This window comes from Phenylobacterium conjunctum (assembly GCF_042679085.1).
Classification (GTDB): Bacteria; Pseudomonadota; Alphaproteobacteria; order Caulobacterales; family Caulobacteraceae; genus Phenylobacterium; species Phenylobacterium conjunctum.
The window spans coordinates 64,697-84,087 of sequence record NZ_JBHTLQ010000015.1 but is presented as its reverse complement, the minus strand read 5'-3'; the positions used below and the strand labels follow the sequence as shown (position 1 = coordinate 84,087).

16 protein-coding genes are annotated in these 19,391 nt (G+C 69.4%); 7 read left to right on the top strand and 9 right to left on the bottom strand.

All coding sequences use genetic code 11. The features are described 5' to 3' along the window. The 3 genes from ACFQ27_RS08895 to ACFQ27_RS08885 all read right to left on the bottom strand — a co-directional run. Window positions 1–1,580, bottom strand: a 1,580-nt coding sequence (locus tag ACFQ27_RS08895) for a hypothetical protein (RefSeq protein ID WP_449305006.1), incomplete at its 3' end; no start/stop codon positions are given. Window positions 1,581–1,611: 31 nt separating this feature from the next. Then, on the bottom strand, window positions 1,612–2,364 hold the full coding sequence (locus ACFQ27_RS08890; protein WP_374343033.1) for an ABC transporter ATP-binding protein: 753 nt from the start codon (window positions 2,362–2,364) through the stop codon (window positions 1,612–1,614). Next, window positions 2,361–3,197, bottom strand: a complete 837-nt coding sequence (locus ACFQ27_RS08885) for an ABC transporter permease (RefSeq protein WP_374343031.1) — start codon at window positions 3,195–3,197, stop codon at window positions 2,361–2,363. Before ACFQ27_RS08885 ends, ACFQ27_RS08890 begins: the two co-directional genes overlap by 4 nt. Before the next feature lie 148 nt (window positions 3,198–3,345). Between ACFQ27_RS08885 and ACFQ27_RS08880 the strand changes: the two genes are divergently transcribed. Continuing rightward, entirely contained in the window at window positions 3,346–4,401 is a 1,056-nt protein-coding gene (locus ACFQ27_RS08880) for a glycosyltransferase family 2 protein (RefSeq protein ID WP_377353325.1), read from the top strand. Beyond that, window positions 4,401–4,760 carry an EamA family transporter gene (locus ACFQ27_RS08875; protein ID WP_374343027.1) on the top strand — a complete coding sequence of 120 codons (360 nt, stop codon included), beginning with the start codon at window positions 4,401–4,403 and terminating at the stop codon, window positions 4,758–4,760. Before ACFQ27_RS08880 ends, ACFQ27_RS08875 begins: the two co-directional genes overlap by 1 nt. Here the strand turns inward: ACFQ27_RS08875 and ACFQ27_RS08870 are convergent. Together ACFQ27_RS08870 and ACFQ27_RS08865 are read right to left on the bottom strand one after the other, a co-directional pair. Then, complete coding sequence (locus ACFQ27_RS08870; RefSeq protein WP_377353324.1) at window positions 4,741–5,481, bottom strand: hypothetical protein; 741 nt, start codon at window positions 5,479–5,481, stop codon at window positions 4,741–4,743. The two genes, ACFQ27_RS08875 and ACFQ27_RS08870, sit on opposite strands and share 20 nt — an antisense overlap. Then, a complete protein-coding gene (locus tag ACFQ27_RS08865) occupies window positions 5,481–6,329 on the bottom strand; it encodes a GNAT family N-acetyltransferase (protein ID WP_377353323.1) in 849 nt (282 codons plus the stop codon). The genes ACFQ27_RS08870 and ACFQ27_RS08865 overlap by 1 nt, the downstream gene beginning before the upstream one ends. 208 nt (window positions 6,330–6,537) lie before the next feature. Between ACFQ27_RS08865 and ACFQ27_RS08860 the strand changes: the two genes are divergently transcribed. Beyond that, a complete protein-coding gene (locus tag ACFQ27_RS08860) occupies window positions 6,538–7,923 on the top strand; it encodes a hypothetical protein (protein WP_377353322.1) in 1,386 nt (461 codons plus the stop codon). After that, window positions 7,920–8,678 carry a hypothetical protein gene (locus ACFQ27_RS08855; protein WP_374343019.1) on the top strand — a complete coding sequence of 253 codons (759 nt, stop codon included), beginning with the start codon at window positions 7,920–7,922 and terminating at the stop codon, window positions 8,676–8,678. The genes ACFQ27_RS08860 and ACFQ27_RS08855 overlap by 4 nt, the downstream gene beginning before the upstream one ends. Here the strand turns inward: ACFQ27_RS08855 and ACFQ27_RS08850 are convergent. From ACFQ27_RS08850 to ACFQ27_RS08840, 3 genes are read right to left on the bottom strand one after another with little or no spacing between them, the layout of a single operon-like run. Then, window positions 8,675–9,796: a glycosyltransferase gene (locus tag ACFQ27_RS08850; protein ID WP_377353321.1), complete on the bottom strand. Its 1,122-nt coding sequence runs from the start codon at window positions 9,794–9,796 to the stop codon at window positions 8,675–8,677. The two genes, ACFQ27_RS08855 and ACFQ27_RS08850, sit on opposite strands and share 4 nt — an antisense overlap. Further along, a complete protein-coding gene (locus tag ACFQ27_RS08845) occupies window positions 9,793–12,981 on the bottom strand; it encodes a glycoside hydrolase family 99-like domain-containing protein (protein WP_377353320.1) in 3,189 nt (1,062 codons plus the stop codon). The genes ACFQ27_RS08850 and ACFQ27_RS08845 overlap by 4 nt, the downstream gene beginning before the upstream one ends. Window positions 12,982–12,990: 9 nt before the next feature. Continuing rightward, window positions 12,991–13,974, bottom strand: coding sequence for a sulfotransferase family protein (locus ACFQ27_RS08840; RefSeq protein ID WP_377353319.1), 984 nt, complete (start codon window positions 13,972–13,974; stop codon window positions 12,991–12,993). A gap of 153 nt (window positions 13,975–14,127) precedes the next feature. Between ACFQ27_RS08840 and ACFQ27_RS08835 the strand changes: the two genes are divergently transcribed. The 3 genes from ACFQ27_RS08835 to ACFQ27_RS08825 are packed head-to-tail and all read left to right on the top strand — an operon-like array spanning window position 14,128 to window position 18,345. Continuing rightward, on the top strand, window positions 14,128–16,074 hold the full coding sequence (locus tag ACFQ27_RS08835) for a hypothetical protein (protein ID WP_377353318.1): 1,947 nt from the start codon (window positions 14,128–14,130) through the stop codon (window positions 16,072–16,074). Next, complete coding sequence (locus ACFQ27_RS08830; protein WP_377353317.1) at window positions 16,071–17,114, top strand: hypothetical protein; 1,044 nt, start codon at window positions 16,071–16,073, stop codon at window positions 17,112–17,114. The genes ACFQ27_RS08835 and ACFQ27_RS08830 overlap by 4 nt, the downstream gene beginning before the upstream one ends. 31 nt (window positions 17,115–17,145) lie before the next feature. Further along, window positions 17,146–18,345 carry a hypothetical protein gene (locus tag ACFQ27_RS08825; protein ID WP_377353316.1) on the top strand — a complete coding sequence of 400 codons (1,200 nt, stop codon included), beginning with the start codon at window positions 17,146–17,148 and terminating at the stop codon, window positions 18,343–18,345. Between the two features lie 11 nt (window positions 18,346–18,356). Here the strand turns inward: ACFQ27_RS08825 and ACFQ27_RS08820 are convergent, their stop codons facing one another. Beyond that, window positions 18,357–19,124 (bottom strand): DUF6270 domain-containing protein, encoded by a 768-nt coding sequence (locus ACFQ27_RS08820; RefSeq protein ID WP_377353315.1) that lies wholly within the window; start codon window positions 19,122–19,124, stop codon window positions 18,357–18,359. Between the last annotated feature and the right edge of the window lie 267 nt (window positions 19,125–19,391).

Here is a 19,391-nt window from a genome sequence, read left to right as displayed (position 1 = left end):
CTGAGCCGGGCCAGCCGCCAGGCGGGGTGGCCCGTGACCGCGGCCGGCAGGTCGGCGGCGTCGATCCCATGCTCGGCCAGGCCGCCGCCGATCAGCCAGCGCAGGAAGCCGAACCGGCTCCTCAGGGTGGTCAGCGGGAACATCCGCTGCAGATCGGTGCGCCCCTCCCAGATGCGCAGGAACACCTGCGGGAAGGGCGTCAGGCCGGCGAGCCGGGCGACCGGGCCGTCCAGGGCCGGACGGGCGGCGGGCGACCAGCCGGCGCGGCCGGCCAGGCCATAGGCGGCCAGGTCAGGGTCGCGGGCGTCGCCAAAGGCGTAGCGGGCCGCGCGGAGCGCCATGTCGGCGGTGACCGGTTCGCCCAGGAACCGTGGATCGAAGCGGCCGGCCAGGGCCTCGGGGCCGATCAGCCAGGCCTTCAGCCCCTCCGCGTCGCCATTGAACCGGGCGCGCAGGTCATGACGGGCGGCGAGCAGGGCCGCCGGCGCCGGGGCCGGCCAGGCGGTGATCAGGTGCAGGGCGAGTTCATCGGAACCCGCCAGCCAGGGGCCGTCCGGCGCCGCGGTCGGCTGGCGGCTCGCCCCGGCCGGAGCGTCCAGCCAGGCTTCGGCCCGGTCGGTCAGGCCGCCGCCGAAGTCCTCGCCGGCGCGGGCGGCCTTCAGCATCCGTCGGCGCTGCTCGGCGGTCACCGTGCGGCCGGACGGGAAGGTGTTGTGGCCATAGGGCGTGGCGCGCGCCTGCACATGACCGTTGGCCAGCAGGGCGGCGCCATAGTCGGCGCAAAGCGCGGCGAGGGCTGATCCGGGCGTTATGCGGATGCGGTCCTGGTGCTTGGACAACAGGTCGGGATGCTCGGGGTCGAACCCGGAAAAATGGAAGAAGCCCAGGGGCTCCCCATCCACCCGCCACCCCTGGCCGGCGCGCTCCAGCGTCCGGCCTTCCAGGTTCCAGTAGGCGAGGTTGAGGGCCGGGGTCCGCAGCAGGGCCAGGTCGCTGACGAAGCCGGGCGCCAGGTCCATCCACTTCTGGTCGGTGAACAGGCCGGCGGCGAAGTCCACGCGACAGTCGAAGCGCAGCTTGTCCGCCCACCAGTCCAGGAGGGCGGTGATCTGCGGCTCGTCCCGGGCGGCCATGAAGCCGAGATTGTAGGCCCCTGAGGTCAGGATGACGTGGTCGGACGGGTTGGCCTCGCCCTTCAATGGCCGGGTCAGGTGCGGGGTCAGGGCCAGGGGCGCGCGGGCCAGGGCCTCGCGCACCTCGGCCAGCGGCCGATAGACGTAGATGTCCGGGTCCAGATAGACGGCCGCCGCAGTCTCCGGACGGGCCAGCAGGGCGCGGAACACGTGAGGCTTCACCGCCGTGTTCAGCTCCAGGGCGTCGTACCAGGCGCACATGGCGGCGAAGTCCGGAACGAGCGTGCTCGCGTCCAGAACCTCGATTCCAGGGTCTGCGAAATGGATCGGTCCGTCCGTCGCGGCCACCACCCGGCGTACGCCAGGCTCGGCGACAGCCAGGCTCGCCATCAGGGTCGCGGCCTGGGCGGCGTAGTTGCGCGAGACGATGGTGAAGACGACGTCCACTGAGGGGGTTTAGCAGGCCCGGGCCGCGCCGTCAGGCGGCGGTGAGCAGCTGGTCCATCTTGCGCACGTCGACCACCTCGGAGGCGACGCCGGCGTCCATCCGCATGACCTTGTTGCAGTAGAGGCGGATCAGGTCGAGGTCGTGCGAGGCCAGGACCAGGATGCCGGCCCGTTCCACCAGGCTGAGCAGCCGCTGGTGCGCGATCTTCTGGAACTGGGCGTCACCGACGGCGATCCACTCGTCCATCAGCAGGACATCGGCGTCGACGGCTGTCGCCACGGCGAAGGCCAGGCGAGCCTGCATGCCGGCGGAATAGGTCTTGAGCGGCATGGCCAGGAAGGGACCGAGGCCCGTGAAGGCGCCGATCTCGTCCATCTTCTCCTCGATCTCGCGCGAGGAGAGGCCGGCGATCCGGCCCCGCAGGCGGATGTTCTCCAGCCCCGTCGCCGTAGGGTCGATGCCTAGGCTGAGGTCCAGCAGCGGGGCGATGCGGCCGCGCACCTCGATCGAGCCTTCGTCAGGCTCGTAGGCGCCGGACAGGGCGCGCAGCAGGGTGGTCTTGCCCGAGCCATTGTGACCGATCAGGCCCAGGCGGTCCCCGGCCTTGAGGTTCAGGTTCAGGTGCGAGATGGCGGTCACCTCGGTGACCCCATGGGTCTTTTCCAGCCGGCCGCCGACGGCCACCCGGGCGAGGTGCTTCTTCAGCGACTTGGCGTCCACCCCATAGACGGGGAAGCGCATGGTCAGGTCGGTGATGGTGATGGAGACCTGTGGCGGCTTCATAGGTAGTGCACGATCCGGCGCCGGATGAGGGCGAAGACGGAGAAGGTCGCGGCCCATCCCGCCACGGCCATGATCCCCAGGATGACATAGGACAGGCTCGACGCATGGCCGCCCAACAGGGGCGAGCGGATCACGTCGAGCATGTGGAAGAACGGATTGAACAACAGCACCGCGTGCTGGGTCATGATCCCGCCGCCTGGACGCCAGAACACCGGCGTCATGAAGATGGCGAACTGCATCACCGAGCCGACGATCTGGGGGATGTCCCGGAATCGCGCCGAGGCGATGGCGATGGCGTAGCTGATCCAGGTGATGTTCAGGATCACGAGCACCAGGCCCACCAGCGACAGGGGCAGGTTGGCCTTGCGCCAGACCCCGTACCAGACGAGCACCGCCAGGATGATCACGGCGTGGTGGGCCAGGTTGATCAGGTTCCGCAGCACCGTGCGCCACAGGAAGGTGAACATCGGCAGGGAGGTCTGGCTGAGCATGCCCGACGCCGCCGTGAAGGTGTCGCACCCCTCAAGGATGGTCACCGAGATCAGACCCCAGGACACGATGCCGATCGCCACGAAGGGCATGAAGTCGTGGACCGCGACGTGGAACAGCCGCGCATAGAGGAAGCCGATGCCGAGGACCATCAGGCCCATGGACAGGGTGATCCAGAAGGGACCCAGGATGGAGCCGCGATAGCGCGAGACCACGTCGTGCCAGGCCAGCGACCAGGCAAGCCCCACCTTGTCCCTCGAGCCTCGGAGGTCCGCCAGGGCCATGCTGAACTCATGCAGGGTTCCACGGCGGCCCGTGCGAAGCATGTGTTCGGCGATCTGCATCCGCGCTCCTGACAAGATCGCGCTGGTATCAGGTCGCATTTTGCGGTGCAAGCATGGCGCCTCGGCGCGGCGATCCTGCCGGCCCTGGCGAAATCATGGACGGCCCGGCGCGGGGCATGTTAGCCGAACGGCAGGAAGCGCCAGACCCATGCCCCCCGAAGCCCCCCCTCATCGCCGCACGGCCTCCCGTCGCAGCGGCGATCCGCGTCCCAGCGACCCGCGCCTGGACGAGGCGGGCGTGTGGCTGGTCATCCCCTGCTACAAGGTCAAGGACCACATCGCGCGGGTGATCGCGCGCACCCCGGCCTGGGTGGAGGGGATCGTCTGCGTCGACGACGGCTGTCCCGAGGGCTCGGGCGACTACATCGCCGCCAACATCACCGATCCGCGGGTGCGACTGCTGCGCCTGCCGGAAAACCGCGGCGTGGGTGGCGCGACCCTGGCCGGCTACGCCGAGGCCGACCGGCTGGGGGGCCGGATCCTGGTCAAGGTCGATGGCGACGATCAGATGGACCTGACCTATCTCGGTCAGCTGGTGGCGCCCATCGTGCTGGGCGAGGCCGACTACACCAAGGGCAACCGGTTCACCTCAATCAGCCACCTGACGGCCATGCCCCGGGTGCGGATTTTCGGCAACGCCGCGCTCAGCTTCGCGGCCAAGGTCTCCACCGGCTATTGGAACGTGTTCGACCCCACCAACGGCTTCACGGCCATCGAGGCCAGCGTGGCCCGTCGGGTGCGGGAAAAGCGGGTCTCGCAGCGCTTCTTCTTCGAGACCGACCTGCTCTACCACCTGGGGGCCCTGCGGGCGGTGGTGCGCGACGTGCCGATTCCCGCGCGCTACGGCGACGAGGTCTCCAACCTGAGGATCGGCGCCATCGTTGGGCCCTTCGCGTTGAAGCACCTGACCAACTTCGTCCAACGCGTCCTGGGCCAGTACTTTGTCCGCGACTTCAATATCGCCACCCTGGAGCTCATCGCCGGGGCCGCCTTCAGCCTGTTCGGCCTCAGCTATGGCCTGCACTGGATGGCGACGCGGACGCCGGGCCACGCGGCCTCGGCCGGGGTGGTCATGGCCGCGGCCCTGCCGGTGATTGTCGGGGTCCAGCTCCTGCTGCAGGCCCTGCACTTCGACGTCTTCAATGTGCCCAGCCGGCCCATCCACCCCTATCTGAGAGCCATAGAGCGGCTGGAGGCCGATTGATGGGGCGGAAAGACATCCTGCTCTGCGCGGCCTTCGCCGTCGCCTTGCCGGCGGGTCAGCTGATGTTCAAATGGGCCGCGGCCTATGACGCCACCCTGACCGGTCCCCTGCCGCTGCGCGTGGTTCGGAACCTGCCGCTGATGGGGGCCTTCGGCTGGTACGGGCTCACCGCCCTGGTCTGGTTCTACATCCTGACCCGCGTTCCGCTGTCCCAGGCCTATCCGTTCTCGATCTTCGGCTCGGCCCTGGTTCCCATCGCCGCCTGGTTGATCTTCCGCGAGCCGATGAACTGGCAGATGGCCGCGGGCTTCGCCCTGATGTTCGCGGGCCTGGTCGTGATCACGCGCGCCCAGGCCTGAGCGCCAGGATCTCGTCAGCGGCGGCCCGCACGGCCTCGTAGGCGACGCCGAACCGTCGCTCGTAGAGCAGGCGTCCCAGGTGGGGGCGTTCAAGCACCCGCGCCGGCGCCAGAGCCTGCACGCAGAACCCGCGGCGCAGGTAGCTCGCGAACATGGTCGGCCACAGCCCCGCCCAGCTCTTCCACTGGGAGGGATAGCGACGCACCGCCAGGGCCCAGGCCAGCCAGTCGGCCAGGGGCAGGCGGATGCGGGTCGCCGGGCCGTTCTCGGGGATCGGGTCGCCGGTGGCGAACAACGGCCCTGGGGTGTTCCGGCCCTGATAGAGCGAGATCTGCTGGATCGGCCGCCCGCCTGCCAGCGCCACGGTCATGGCGGCGCACAGGTCGTGGTCAGCGTGGCCCCCTTCCCAGGCGGTGGTGACAAAGCCGCTGGCCGGCCCTAGCGCCTCGACCGCGCCCCTCGCCGCCTCGAAGGCCTTTAGCGGATCTTGGTGCAGGGCGCCGTCCGCCACCTGACTGGCGGCATGGATCACCTTCTCCGGCGCAATCCCGAGGCCGCTCAGGAAGGCGCGGGTCTCGGCCATGCGGACGCGCGTCACCTCTGGGCTGGCATAGTCGGCGACATAGACGAACCGCTGGTCGAGACCGGCGCGCCGGTTGGCCAGGATCAGGGGAACGGCGCAGTACTCGTCGTCAAAGTGGGCCAGCAGATGGACGATCATCAGTAGGGATCGAAGTCCAGGAAGCTGATGGCGACCTGGGCCGCCTCCAGGGCCTTGGGCGCCCGCGCCGACAGGGGCCGGTAGATCAGGTTCAGGGGCGAGGGCCGCAGCCGCTCGGGCAGGGGCAGGAAGATACGGCGATCCAACCCCAGGCGAGGGTCCAGACCGATGAACAGGCTCATGCGCGGCGGCGCGCCCTGGTCCGGCGCCTCGGCGACCTGCGGCAGGAAGGCGGCGCAGTCGACGATCGGCAGGTGGGTGCGCGCCCAGACGGCGGTGAGCTCGCCACGCCGGGCGATCCGATACCGGCCCGCCGGGTTGGCCAGCCGCCAGGACAGGGTGCGGGCGTCCCAGGCCCCGGCCAGCTGCACAGGCTCCGGCTCAAACCCTCGGGGCGGATTGACCAGGGCGCCGGCCGCCAGAGGGGCCACCAGCTGGAACCCCAGCTTGCGGATGAAGCCCGGCGTGGAATTGGCGTTGGCCACGCCGAACACGAAGTCGAACCCCTGGTCAGCGCCCGCGGCGTAGGTGGCTTCCGCCAGCCTGGTGAACAGGCCCTTGCCCTGGAAGTCCGGATGGGTGGCGGTGTTGAGGGACAGGAGGCCGCGCGCGGGGCGGCCCTCCAAGGTCATCTGGGCCGGGCAGGTGACATAGTGGGCGGCCAGGGTCTCGCCCGACCAGGCGTCCGCGCCGACCACGGCCCCTGCCGGGTTGTCCCGGTATCTCCAGGCGATGGCCTTGGCGGTGAACTTCTCCGAGGGTCCGAACACCTGGGCCAGCATGGCCGCATGGGTGTGCGGCCGGTCCGGCCCCGCCGGGATGATCTCAATGCCATCGCTTGCCGCCATGGGCGATGTTGAGCATGGATCGCCGGGTCTCGCCAAGCGTGGGTCTTCTCAACTTCTGCGACTAGCCGTAGAGCCTGTTGCGTCGAAGAGAATCATTGGGCGGATCAAAAAAGGCTCTAATTCAAAAAGTTAGGGCTCGTTGGCATTCGAAGCCGGGTTTCGCTTTCGACGATCACGCTCTAGGTATCGCTTTCGTCTGGAGACCTGCATGACCACAACGACCAAGGCGCCCCGGCCTGAACGGGTCGTGCACTATGTGCTGGGAGCCGGCTTCCTGGTGATGCTGGCCCTCAGCCTGCCGGGTCACATGACCTACGACTCCCTGGCTCAGCTCCGCGAGGGGCGGCTGGGCGTCCACGCCACCTGGGGGCCGGTGGTCTATGCGGCGATCCTCGGCTTCTTCGACCACCTGGCGCCCGGACCGGGCCTCTATGTGACGGCCAGCGGGGCCCTGCTCTATGGCTCGCTGATGAGCCTGACCGACCTGCGGCCGCGGGTGTCCTGGTGGGCGGTGGCCGCCGCCGGGCTGCTGGTGCTGGCCCCGGCCCTGCTGATCTACCAGGGCATCGTCTGGAAGGACGTGCTGTTCGCCAACCTGGCGGTGGCCGCCTTTGTCCAGCAGGCGCGCCTGGCGCGGGACTGGGACGGCGCGGGGCCGCATCCCTGGGGCCGGCTGCTGGCCATCATGCTGATGTTGGCCCTGGCCGCCCAGGTTCGGCAGAACGGGATTGTCGCAGGCCTGGTCGCCGCCGGGGCCCTGGGCTGGACCGTCCGGGCCCGTGGCGGCCGCGCCATCGCCGCCTGGGGCCTTGGCGGCTTTGTCGCGGTGCTGGTGGCCGGAGCCCTGATCAGCTGGCTGGCGACGCCGCCCAAGTCGCCTGAAGCCGCACCGCCCAAGACCGGTCTGCGCATCGTGCAGACCTATGACATCGTCGGCATGGTCAAGCTCGAGCCGACGCTGCAGCTGAAGCAGATCGCGGCGTTCAGCGAATCCTCCGCCCAGATGGTCCAGACCCGCGGCGCGCGCCTCTACTCGCCGGAACGCATCGACTATCTGAAGGTGGACGACGAATTCTCCTACGTCCTGGACACGATCCCCAACGAGGTGATCTCCCGGCAATGGTTCGAACTGCTGAAGAGCCACCCGCTGACCTATCTGAAGGTGCGGTTCGCGGACTTCTACTGGGTGTTCCTCACCCCAAAGATCGACAGTTGCCTGCCGTTTGCGGTCGGCGTGGACGCTCCGGCCGGGCTCGCGGCGGAGATGAAGGCCCCTTTGGGGCTCGATCCCGTCGACCAGTATCTGGTGAACTACGCAAGCTGGCTGCTCGACACGCCGGTGTTCTCGCACGCCGCCTACTTCCTGATCGCCGTGGGCGCCGCCGGGCTCCTGCTGTGGCGGCGTGATCCGCAGGATGTGCCGATCGCCGCCATGGCCCTGGCGGGGATCGCCTTCACCGGAACCTTTGCGATCATCTCCATCGCCTGCGACTACCGCTATCTCTACTTCCTCGACCTCTCGGCCCTGGCGGCGGCCTTCTATGTCAGCCTCGATCCCTCGCGCTCCGGCGCGGGCCAAGGAGCCGCAGAATGAAGTCAGCTCCCATCCTCCTGGCGGCGGCGCTTTGCCTGACAGGTTGCGACCGCCTTGCTCCGCGGGAGAAGAAGCTCGCCGCCCCGCCGGCCGGGGTGGCTGAGGCCGAGGCGCGGCGGCTGCTTCCGCCGCCCCCCGTCAAGCCGCAGCGCCAGGCGCCGCCGGCGCCCCTGACCTGGTCTGCGGCGAGTGGGGCCTTCGAGTTTCAGGGCAAGCCGCTGAAGGCCGAGAAGCTCTGGCGGTTCGAGGGCTCCACGGACGGCTTCGTCGCTTCCGGCGGCGAGGTTCTGCCGCTGGACGGCGCCGGCATGCGCTACCGCATGGTGCGGCCGGACCCGATCCTGCGCAGCCCCAAGGGGCTGAATGTCGATGGCCACACCCGGACCCTGGTGATCGTCCGCCTGACCCGCCTGCTGCCGGGGCAGGCCTGGGACGGGACCGTGTTCTACACGACCGCCGCCCACGGCGAGTCGGCCGGGTTCCGCGCCAGGCCGGCCTTCGGGTCGCCGCCGAAGCCGGGTGAAACCACGATCCTGGTGTTCGACATGCAACGCCTGCAGCATGGCGGCGCGGATTGGACGAGTTCCATCATCGAACAGATCCGCATCGACCTGGACGACGCGCCGGGGGGCGAGTTCGCGATCCACCAGGTGACCATCGCTGCAGATCCGGGCCTTCCCGTCGAGCCGCCCGCGGCTCTCGCCGCGCCTGCCAACGCCGCAAAGCCCGCCAAGGCCAAGGCGTCCGCCGGCTAGAGGCGGGCGGAAATCTCTTCCAGACGGGCGGCGTATCTCAATCCGCCCGCCCGGTGGCTGAACTCCAGCCGCATCCGGCGACGGGCCGCGGCCCCGACCCGGCGGACTTCGGCCGGATCGTCCACCAGGGCCTCAAGGATACGCACCGCGTGGTCGACGTCCGGGTCCGCCCAGACCTGGCCCTGCGGGTGCGGATAGTCGTCCGGCCCGACCGGGATCAGGGTGTAGTCGACGGGTCGGCTGGTCTCCGGCGTCATGAAGTCCATGTTGCCGGCATAGCCGGTGGCGACGGCCACGCGGCCAAGGGCCATGGCCTCGGCCATCCCGAACCCAAAGCCTTCGGAGCGCTGCAGCGAGACAAAGGCGTCGACGTTGCGCATCAGGTTGCCCATCTCGTCGTCGCTCAGGGGCTCGGTCATCAGCTGGGCCCGCCCGCCCAGGGCCGCGACCCGCGCGGCGAGGGCCCTGCGCACCGGATGGTCCGGATCGCCGCCCTTCAACTTGATGATGCAATGCAGGGCCGCGTTCGGCCTGCGGGCCACCAGCTTTTCGAAGGCCTCCAGCACCGCGCCCGGGTTCTTGCGCTGCGCCCAAGAGGAAAAGTCGAAGGAGAAGAAGATGGTGAAGGCGTCTTCCGGGATCCCGAACCGGCGTCGCCCGAGGAAGCTCCCCAGCCGCGGCTCCACGGACAGCGGCATATGCTGGACCGGGATGCTGACGGACCCGGCGATGGAGTCGCGGACAAAGGCCGAAGGCGCCCAGACCTCGTCGAAGCGCTCGACCAGCCTGGCCCAGGGTTCGGGATACTTCGACAGCTCCCAGGCCGGGTAGATGATGTTGTAGGCGCTTGCGAAAGCCGCGGCGTCCAGGCGGGCCAGCACCGGCTCCACCTCGTCGGCGTTGATGCAGAACAGGTTGAGGCGCGGGCTGAGGCCGTCGGTCAGGCGCGGCGCGAACTCGGCCTCCAGGCCCGCGTCGCGACGCCGGTCGTGACCATAGACATCGACGACCGCCGCGGGGACGCGCGCGGCGTCCAGGGCGCGGACCGCAACCCGCATATGCGTCCCCATCCCCAGGGGGGCGAAGGGGTGGCCGACAACGTGCAGGGCGGCGCTCATCGCTTCAGGAAATCCGCGTCATAGGCGTTGCGGACCGCCTCCAGCCACCCGTGGCCGAACTTCACGTCCGGTTCCAGGTGGGCGCCCTCGGCCCATTCGTTCCAGGCGTTGATGAACACGATCCGCTCGTCGCCATAGTTCTGCCGGCGGGTCTCAGCGAAGGCGACTTCAAGCCAGGCCTGGAATGCGCCGGGCGAGGCGAAGTGGAAGATGTAGGGCGCATCCTGGCGCCGCGCCGTGTTGTCCCAGGACGGCGCCACGCCCCGGAACCGGGTGTGCCCCGGGATTTCCGCCTCGAAATAGCGCCGCACGGTGTGGCGATAGTCGGCCACGTGACCCTTGAAGTGCGGATTGATCAGGGCTCCCGGCGGGTGGACCGGGGTGGCCGCCCCGGCCGGGGGAAACTCCACCGAGGCGTCGAAGCCAAAGGCCGCGGGGTCCAGCGCCGCGCCAGCGTGTTCGAAGGTTTCCACAAAGGCCAGGTAGATCTCGCCATGACCGTTGGCCCGGCACCAGGCGCGCCAGGTCTCGGCCCAGGCCCGGGCGTTCGGCAGCAGGCCCATCCGATAGATCAGCACCAGGGGCTTGCCGTTGACCCGGATATGGTTCGGCCGGTCAAAGAAGGCCGCCAGCTCGGCGATCACCGCCTCGGCGTCGCCGTCGCCATAGGTCTGCTCAAGCAGGACGTCGCGCTCCTGGCCGTCCCAGGTGCGGGTCCAGTTCTCGTTGGCCCAGCACAGGCAGAACGGGAAATCCCCGGCCGCGCCGGTCTTCAGGTGCTCGAGCGGCTTTTCCAGCACGCGGCGACCGCCGGAGAACCAGTAGAAGTAATGGCAGAAGCCGGAGACCCCATAGCGGCGCGCGAGCTCGCCCTGGCGTCGCAGGGCGTCCGCATCGGTCAGGTCATAGAAGCCCAGGTCGGCCGGCCGGTGCGGCTGGTAGTGGCCGCGATAGTTCGGCAGGGCCCGGGTGACATTGGTCCACTCGGTGAAGCCGGCGCCCCACCAGCGGTCGTTCTCCGGGATGGCGTGGAACTGCGGCAGGTGGAAGGCGATGGTGCGGACCTGGTTCAGCGCCTCCAGGTCCTGCGCCCAGCGCTGCACGAAGGTCTGCTGGTTGCGGGTGGCCAGGCGGAGCTTGTAGCTCGAATCGATGCTCTCGGCGGTGATGCTGAGGTGGTGGACGATCTCGGCGGTGGGCTCATAGACGATCCGCAGGCCGCGCTGGCGCAGGCGGAAGCAGAGGTCGGCGTCCTCGCAATAGGCCGGCACGAAGGCCATGTCGAAGCCGCCCAGCTCGGCGAAGACCTCGCGGCGCACCGCCAGGCAGGCGCCCGACGCGTAGTCCACCTCGCGCCGGGTGTTCCAGCGGGCCAGGTTCGGGTCCTCGAACAGCCCGATCATCTCGGAGGTTCCGTCCAGCCCGATGCGGGCGCCGGCCTCCTGCAGCCGACCATCCGGGAACAGCATCTTGGGCGCGGTGGCGCCGACCCGTTCCCAGTCCGCGAAGGGGGCGAGCAGGGCGCCCAGCCAGCCGTCGCGGACCTGGACGTCGTTGTTCAGGAAGATGACGAATTCGCCCGTCGCGGCCTCGGCCGCGCGGTTGCAGGTGCGGATGAAGCCCAGGTTCTCGGCGTTGACGATCAGCTTGAGGCCAGGAACCTTGGCCAGCACCTCAGCGGTGCGGTCCTGGGAGGCGTCGTCGATGACGATGACCTCGGCGGCGTCGAGGCCGCCGGCGGCGCTGAGCGCGGCCAGGCATTCCAGGGTGTAGGTCAGGTTGTTGTAGGCCGGGATGACGATGGAGGCCTTCGGCGCCGCCGGGCTCGGAAAGCTCAGCGCCTGCGCCGCGGCGTCGACCTCCGCCTGGGCGACCCGGATTAGCTTCAGCGGCTCAGGCTGGAACGCCGCCTTGCGCTGCTCGCGCAGGCGGCGGGCGTCGGCGGCCAGGTCGAGATAGGCCTCGGTGTTGTAGGCGCCGGGATCGCGCAGCCGGGCCTGGCCGCGCAACTGCTCGAACAGACCCCCGTCGAGGGCCAGGCCGGTGTGCGCCGGCCCCTGGGGTTTGGGCAGGCGCGAGCGGATCCAGTGCTCCAGCCCGCTCATCTCACTGTCGGCCAGCTGCGGGGTCTCGGCCAGATAGGTTTCTTCGTGGAAGTCCGCCGCTGGCGAAAGGCCCAGGAAGGCGCCCTCGGTCAGGTAGTGGACCAGGGCATGGACATCGCGTGGCGCGTCGGCGGCCTGGTCGAAATAGAAGTTGGAATCGAAGTCGCCGCTGGGGTTGCGCCGCTCTTCGGGGTGGCTGGTCAGGAACTGGGCCAGCGGTGTCGAGCCGCGCGGCGCGGCCTCGCGATAGCGCTCCCCGTACCAGCCGGCGTCGAACAGCGGGTGCGGCGCGCGCCCCTCCAGGGCTCCGGCGGTCACGTAGTGCAGCAGGGGCGCGATCTTGAGCTCGGCGAGCTCGGGATTGCGTTCCAGGTACCAGTCGTTGGCGAACAGCGGGTGAGGGTTCAGACCCTGTCGCCAGCCCTCGCGCAGATAGTGGGTCAGGGGGTTCTCCCCCGTTCTCGCCACCGCCTCGCACTGGCCCACATAGTGGCGCAGGTCGAACAGCATGTGCGGGTCGTAGCCCTCGCGAGCGCCCACATAGACGAAGTGCTGCAGGGCGGTGAGCCCGCAGGCGGCCAACTTCACGGCGTGGGTGGCCCGGTAGTCGGCCAGATCGAACAGCGGGTGCGGCTGGCGGCCTTCGGCGTCGCCCGCAATCAGGTAGTGGGCCAGGGGCGCCCAGGCCGTCTTGCTGATGTCCGGGTTATGCTCAAGATAGAAGGCCTGGTCGAACAGGGCGCGCGGGTTCGCGTCGGCCCGTGGGCCGGCGCGGACGTAGGAGACGATGTCGAGCGCCGGCCCGGCCACGCCGCCCAGCCCCGTGCGGATCCTCGGGTTCCACAGGCCGGAACGGGCCAGCAGCAGCACGCGCCCCGGCCACTTGCCCCGCGCCAGCAGATTGTCGAGCCGCTGCTCGGCGGCGCCACGCTGGCGGTCCCACATGCGGCGGCCGGCGGCCTCGCAATAGCGGCGCCAGCGATCCTCGGCGACCGTGCGCCGCACCAGGAACAGCTCACGCCTGCGGGCGAGCAGGGCGGCGACGTCATTCGACGGGGCGGCGGGGGAGGGCTCGGACAAGGGCGCTGCTCAGTGCTGCTCTAGGAGCTTGTCCAGGGCCTCGGACATGCGGAAGGCGTACAGGCGGTGGGCGTCGGCGAGATCGCTGCGAGCCTGGTCCAGGTCGCGGGTGACCGGGGAGACGAGGGGGCCCATCTGGGCCCGCATCTCCAAAAGCCGTGCGGTGGCGGCGTCCAGGGCGCGAAGGTCCAGGGGCGCTCCGGCCGCGGCGATCTGGAAGGCGGAGAACACTGACTGGGCGAGGCCGCCCGAGATCGGGACCTGGTGCAGCTGGTCATCGCCGGTGTTGCGCCGCAGTTCGGGGGTCAGGAATGCGTCGATCTCGACGGCCGCGGCCTCCGTCAGGGCCGGAAGCGGCGCGCCATGCGCAGTCTCGATCCGGGCGACCTCGCCGCGCCAGTCGGTCAACAGGGTGTCGTAGTCGACAAAGGCGCGCTTCAGGCCGCGGCTGCCCGCCTCCGCCGCCAGCATGTAGGTGACCCAGAGCAGCACCGACTTCTCGACCGGGAAGCCGTCGCGCTTGCCCAGCGAGCCGGCGACGGCCAGGGGGTGGCGCACGGGGATCACGCAGCGCAGTTCGTAGCCCAGGTCTTCCAGGACCGGCCGCCAAAGGGGCGTCAGCACTGAGACCCGCGGATCCTTCAGCAGCGGAATGGCGGCGCCCTGGTACTCCTCCACAAACAAGGCCCGCGCGCGCTCCGTCCACGCGGCCTCCTGGCCGGCGTCGGGCAGGGCCACATAGGGATGCGCAAAGGGGTCGTGCCAGGCCGAGCCAGCGGCCCGGAGCCGCTCGTCGTTGAACACCGCGATCCGCCAGGGTTCGAAATAGCCCTTGGCGTTGTGCTCATCGCCCTCGATCAGCCGGCCTGGCAGGTTCGCCCCCGCCAGGGCCAGCAACTGGGTCGCCGCCGAGGTGCCGGACCGGTGCATGCCCAGGACCAGATAGGCCGGCCGCGCCGTCTGCATACCCGTATTGGCCTTCGCGGAGGGCATTTGTTCCCTGGAGTGACATAGGTGAGGTTTCCCGCTGTAGGGGCGCGCGGGGCGTCCGACAAGGGCGCCGGTGCTTGCGCCGGGCGAAGGGCGCGGTTGATCGCCTCCCGCTTCTGTTGCACTAACCGGCCCTGAGGCACAGGAAGACCGCGCATGGCCGATGCGGCCGACAACGATCACGCCTACCGCGTTCTGGCGGCCGCCTTCGATGCGAGCTTCTACCGACTGGCCTATCCCGACGTGGCTCAGCAGGGTGGCGAACCCCTTCGCCATTATGTCGACGCCGGCTGGCGGGAGCTGCGCGACCCCGCCCCCTGGTTCTCGTCCAAGGCCTACCTGGAGGCGAACCCCGACGTCGCCGGGAGCGACCCCTTCCATCACTATCTCGAACAGGGGTGGCGCGAAGGCCGGGCCATCGCCGCCTCCGCCTACGCGCTCGACTATGTCTGGCTGAAGCGCGACGCCGGGCACGCGACGGCCTGGCGTTTCGATCCTCCGCGCCCGCGGCCATCGGTGGCCGCTACGGCGCCGCCGGCGGGACCTAGCCTGGATGAGGCCCGGGCGATGATCGCCCCGGAGTTCGACGCCGACTACTATCTCTGGGCCAATTCGGATGTCGCCGACCTGGGGCTGGACCCCCTGGAGCACTATCTGACCAACGGCTGGCGCGAAGGGCGCAATCCCAACCTGGCCTTCTCGGCCCGCGACTATCTGGAGCTGAATCCGGACGTCGGCGCGGCGGGCCTCAATCCGTTCTTCCACTGGCTGGCGGCGGGCCGCGCTGAGGGGCGCACGCCCGGCTATGACCTGGGCTTCCGGCACCAGGTGATCAGTGGACTGGAGTCTATGGAGAAGCGCCTCGCGACGGCGGCGCAGCGGGCCGCCAAGGTCGAGCGCGATCCGGCGTCGGCGCTCGAGGCCGCCCTCGCCACGCGTCGCTCGGTCCGAGGCGACCTGCACATCACGTTCAGCCACGACGACTACACGGCCAATGTTGGCGGTGTTCAGCTTTGCCTGCAGCGCGAAGACGCCGCCATGGGCGCGCTGGGCCGGGACCATCTGCACCTGTTCCCCGCCACCCATTGGCCCATCGTGCGGCCCGCCGGCGCAGTGGGCGCCCTTGGCGTGCTCCTGAACGGGGCGCCGGTGGGGGTGTTTGATGCGGACACCATCGCCGCGGCGCTGAAACCCGCCCCCACCGGCGCCCAGACCAGCTTTGCGATCCACAATATGCTTGGCCACCAGCCGGACGAGGTGGTGGCCATCCTCAGGGCCGCGGGCCTCTCCAAAGGGTTCCTCTGGCTGCACGACTTCACGAGCCTCTGCGCCGGCTATCACCTGATGCGAAACGAGGTGGCGGACTGCGCCGCGCCGCCGGCGGACAGCCCGGCCTGTCATCTTTGCGTTTTCGGCGCGCAACGAGCCTGGCACGTGGCGGCGCACGCCGCCCTGTTCCGGGCGCTGGACCTGACCGTGGCCGCGCCGTCCCAGTCGGTCTACGACCTGTGGCGGGCCCGGACCACCGCGCCCGTGGATCAGCCCTATGTCATCGCCCCCTTGGCCCGGCTTGTTCCGCGCGCCGCGCCAAAGAGAGCCCTTCGCCATGGCCCGCTGCGCGTCGCCTTCCTCGGCATGCCTTCGCCGCACAAGGGCTGGCCCGCGTTCCAGGCCCTCGCCGAGCGCTTCTCAGGCGATCCGCGCTATGAATTCTGGCATCTCGCCTCCCGGCCGGTGAAGGCCGCGCGCCTGGCTTTCCAGGAGGTCGCCGTGACCCTGGAGACGCCGCGGGCCATGCTGGACGCCCTTGAGACGCTGCAGATCGATGTCGCGGTGCTCTGGTCCCTGTGCCGCGAGACCTTCTCCTATACGGCGCACGAGGCCGTTGCGGCGGGTGTCGCCATCCTGACGCGGCCGGACAGCGGCAATATCGCCGCCTTCGTGGCCGAAGGGGGACATGGGCGGGTGCTGTCCGACGAGTCTCAGCTGACCGCCCTGTTCGAGTCCGGCGAGGTGCTCGCCCTGGCCCGCGGCCAGCGGTCGCCGCAACACGCCGACCTGGCCATGAGCGCGCTCACCGCCGACCTCCTGGAGGACGCATGAAGGTCCTCTGTTATTCCAGCTTCACCTTCTCCTATCTCAACCGGGCGCGGGTGCTCTATCAGACCCTGCGGCGCTTCCATCCGGACTGGGAACTGGTGGCGGTGATCACGGACCGCCCGCCCCTGGGCTTTGTGTTCAGCCCCGCCGCGGAGCCCTTTGACCGGGTGGTCTGGGCCGAGGATCTCGGGATCGACGACTTCAAGGCCTGGCTGTTCAAGCATGACGTGGTCGAGGCCTGCACCGCGGTGAAGGGGCCCTTCATCCACCAGGCCTGCGCCTCGGGCGCGGACGCGGTCATCTATCTCGACCCGGACACCGCCCTGTTCGGGCCGCTGGATCCCCTGGTCGACTGGCTGGGCGAGAGCGACATCCTTCTGACGCCCCACCTCCTGCATCCGAACACGGAGCGGTCCGCGATCCTGGACCACGACCTGTCGGCGTCGCGGACGGGCATCTTCAATCTCGGTTTTGTGGCGATCCGCACCACGGGGGAGGGCGCCCGCTTCGCCAAGTGGTGGAACGACCGGCTGCTGGACTACTGCTACGACGACATCCCCTTGGGCCTGTTTGTCGACCAGCGCTGGTGCGACCACGTCCCGGCTCTGTTCGAGCAGGTGAAGGTGATCCGCGACCCAGGCTACAACGTGGCCAGCTGGAACCTGAGCCAGCGGCGGCTCGAGGTCACCGGTGACGGCCGGATCCTGGTGAATGGTTATCCGCTACGCTTCTGGCATTTCACCAAGCTCGGCCCGACCGGGGATGTGATGACCAAGCGCTACGCTGGCGACAACTATCCGGTCTATGAGGTCTGGCGCTGGTACAAGGACCAGGTGTCCGCTGCGACTGACCCGCGAATCCCGGCCCGTTACTGGGCCTATGACCAATACGCCGACGGCACGCCGATCAGCCGGCAGCACCGCTTGACCTATCGCGCCCGCCCAGACCTGCAGGCCGCCTTCCCGGATCCCTTTGATGCTCGGCCGGGCGGTTTCCGCGACTGGCTGGTGGGCGAAGGCCTGGCGGATGGGGAGCGGCGTTGACGTGACCGAGCGCCCGAACGAAACAAGTCCGATGTCCAGTCCCGACCCCGCGCCCCGGGCGCTGAACGCCTGGCCCAAGAGCGTCCAGGAGAAGATCGAAACCTTGACGGCGCGCCAGGCGGCCTTGCGGGCCAAGGTGCAGCGGGCGCAGAGCGACGAAGCCCTGACCCGGGCGCGGCTGAGCGCCGCCCTGATGGATGCTCTGGCGGCGCGGTGCGAGGCTGAGGCCCGCGCGCGGGTCGGCGCGTTGGCGCACTGGCGAGCCCAGGCGATATCCGGGCAGCGGCCCGCCCGACGCAATCGCCATCGCCGCCGCGCCGAGAAGCTGGTGGTCCGGCTGGGTGGTGGGCCCCTGGTGGTGGCGGCGTCCGGGCTCTGGCTATCCGGCGGGCGCCAGGTCTCGGCGATCGCGGCCTATGTCGGCCGGGGCGTCGATCCGACCGCCCAGCCCCACGCCCTGTTCGACCAGGCCTTCTATCTTGAGCGCTATCCCGATGTGGCCGCCGCGGGGCTCTGCCCCCTGGTCCACTACATCCTGCAAGGCGGCGCTGAGCTGCGCGATCCGCATCCCCTGTTCAACGCCCGCTTCTATGTTGAGCACAATCGGATCGATCTCGGGGAGACGGGGCTTACCCCCCTTGAGCATTACATGCGTATCGGAGCCTTCGCCGGACTCGATCCGCACCCGCTGTTCCGAACGGATCACTATCTCACCCAGGCCGTGGACCTCTTCGGCGCCCGGGAAGCGCCTCTGGCCCACTTCCTTCGCGTCGGGGCCGCCTCAGGGCTCAGCCCGCATCCCCTGTTCGAACCGGCCTACTATGCGTCTCAGCTGGGCGGGGAGGTTGCGGCCAATCCGCTGCTGCATTTCCTGTTGGAAGGCTCGGCGCGCGGCCTGAAGCCGAATCCGCTCTTCGATCCCGCCTGGTTCGCGCGAACCTATCCTGACTTCGCCGGGCAGGAGGCTTTGACGGCCTTCGCCTGGCGTGGCCGCGACGCGGGGCTGTCGCCGGGACCCTGGTTCGATGGGGGCGCCCATGTCGCCAAGGGGGGAACCTCTGGTGAGGGGCTTGATCCCTTGACCGACTATCTCTGGGGCGGGGCCTGGCGGGTCGGCGAGAGCGCGCCGGGGCTACACACCAGCGCCTATCTTGTCGCCCATCCGGAACTCGCCGCCACGGGCCAGACACCCCTTGGTCACTGGGCCGCCCGCAATCCTCCGGGCGGATAGGCCAGGCGCGTCTAGACGGCGCCCAGCCGAGCCAGCTGGCCGCGGATGTCCTCATAGTAGGCGTCCACATAGTGGAACGGACTTAAGCCCCACCGGTGCGCCTCATCGGCCTGGCCGAGGTCGCTGCGCACGATCGCGGCCGCGGGGAAGGCGGCCAGGAAGCGAGCCTCATACCGGGCGAGTAGGTCGTTTTGCTCGCGGATGTTCGCGGTTTCCCTGGGCAGGATCTCCACCTCAGGCGGGAAGGCCTGGAGCGCGCCCTGGGCGTCGCGGTAGGTATGCGCCCAGCGGCTGGCGTGAAGAATGATCTGGCAGGTGTTCAGCGGGCTGAGGGCGATGACGGCGGCCATCTCGCGCACGGCGTCATTCCACAGGCGATCACAGCCGCTCGAGAGGCGCGGTATGCGGGTGAAGGTCGCCGTGCTGGCGGCCATGTAGCCGCTCGTCTCAAGTTCCCAGCTGCGTGTGACGAGGCCGCCCTCGGCCTGTAGCAGGTCGAACCGCTCATCGATGAAGTCGAAGATCAGGTGCGTGGGGCGAAACGCGACCAGGGTCGCCAGCGCCGTCTTCTCAATGTCGGCCCTGAGCGCATTGTGCTGCTGGCGCTTCAGCGGCGGCGGCGGCTCTTCGGCCGGATGCAGCCCGGGAGGCCGCGGTGACAGGAGGCTCGGCAGGCTTGTCCGCGCCACGTAACTCAGGTGCTTTGGGGCCTGGTCCGCCAGCGGCCAGAGATCCCGCGTCACGCAGCTTCCGATGATGCCGATGCGGGCCTGGCTCACGCGGAAAACTCGCCGATTGTCTGCAGATTTCGATTCAGCGGGCGCTTCGGACAGATCCCCGCGCCAGGCGGCCTCCAGGCGCGACGAATTCAGCCGGCGCGAGCAGGCGATTGACATAATTTCGTCCCAAGACCAAGTGTCAACCCCCCCTTAAAAGCGTACAGGGCTTGATTGCAGCGGCGGAGTTCAACGGCGGCGCGCGGGCTGGTCCTGTGGTGCGGTTGGGTGGGCGAACAGCTGTCTGCAAGTGGTTTAGGTTGGTGACCC

Bases quoted from the DNA above. Each gene is read 5' to 3' on its own strand.
- ACFQ27_RS08830 (WP_377353317.1), top strand. From the start codon at position 16,071: ATGAAGGTCCTCTGTTATTCCAGCTTCACCTTCTCCTATCTCAACCGG.
- ACFQ27_RS08885 (WP_374343031.1), bottom strand. From the start codon at position 3,197: ATGCAGATCGCCGAACACATGCTTCGCACGGGCCGCCGTGGAACCCTG.
- ACFQ27_RS08860 (WP_377353322.1), top strand. From the start codon at position 6,538: ATGACCACAACGACCAAGGCGCCCCGGCCTGAACGGGTCGTGCACTAT.
- ACFQ27_RS08850 (WP_377353321.1), bottom strand. From the start codon at position 9,796: ATGAGCGCCGCCCTGCACGTTGTCGGCCACCCCTTCGCCCCCCTGGGG.
- ACFQ27_RS08870 (WP_377353324.1), bottom strand. From the start codon at position 5,481: ATGATCGTCCATCTGCTGGCCCACTTTGACGACGAGTACTGCGCCGTT.
- ACFQ27_RS08825 (WP_377353316.1), top strand. From the start codon at position 17,146: ATGTCCAGTCCCGACCCCGCGCCCCGGGCGCTGAACGCCTGGCCCAAG.
- ACFQ27_RS08855 (WP_374343019.1), top strand. From the start codon at position 7,920: ATGAAGTCAGCTCCCATCCTCCTGGCGGCGGCGCTTTGCCTGACAGGT.
- ACFQ27_RS08875 (WP_374343027.1), top strand. From the start codon at position 4,401: ATGGGGCGGAAAGACATCCTGCTCTGCGCGGCCTTCGCCGTCGCCTTG.
- ACFQ27_RS08890 (WP_374343033.1), bottom strand. From the start codon at position 2,364: ATGAAGCCGCCACAGGTCTCCATCACCATCACCGACCTGACCATGCGC.
- ACFQ27_RS08865 (WP_377353323.1), bottom strand. From the start codon at position 6,329: ATGGCGGCAAGCGATGGCATTGAGATCATCCCGGCGGGGCCGGACCGG.
- ACFQ27_RS08840 (WP_377353319.1), bottom strand. From the start codon at position 13,974: ATGCCCTCCGCGAAGGCCAATACGGGTATGCAGACGGCGCGGCCGGCC.
- ACFQ27_RS08835 (WP_377353318.1), top strand. From the start codon at position 14,128: ATGGCCGATGCGGCCGACAACGATCACGCCTACCGCGTTCTGGCGGCC.
- ACFQ27_RS08880 (WP_377353325.1), top strand. From the start codon at position 3,346: ATGCCCCCCGAAGCCCCCCCTCATCGCCGCACGGCCTCCCGTCGCAGC.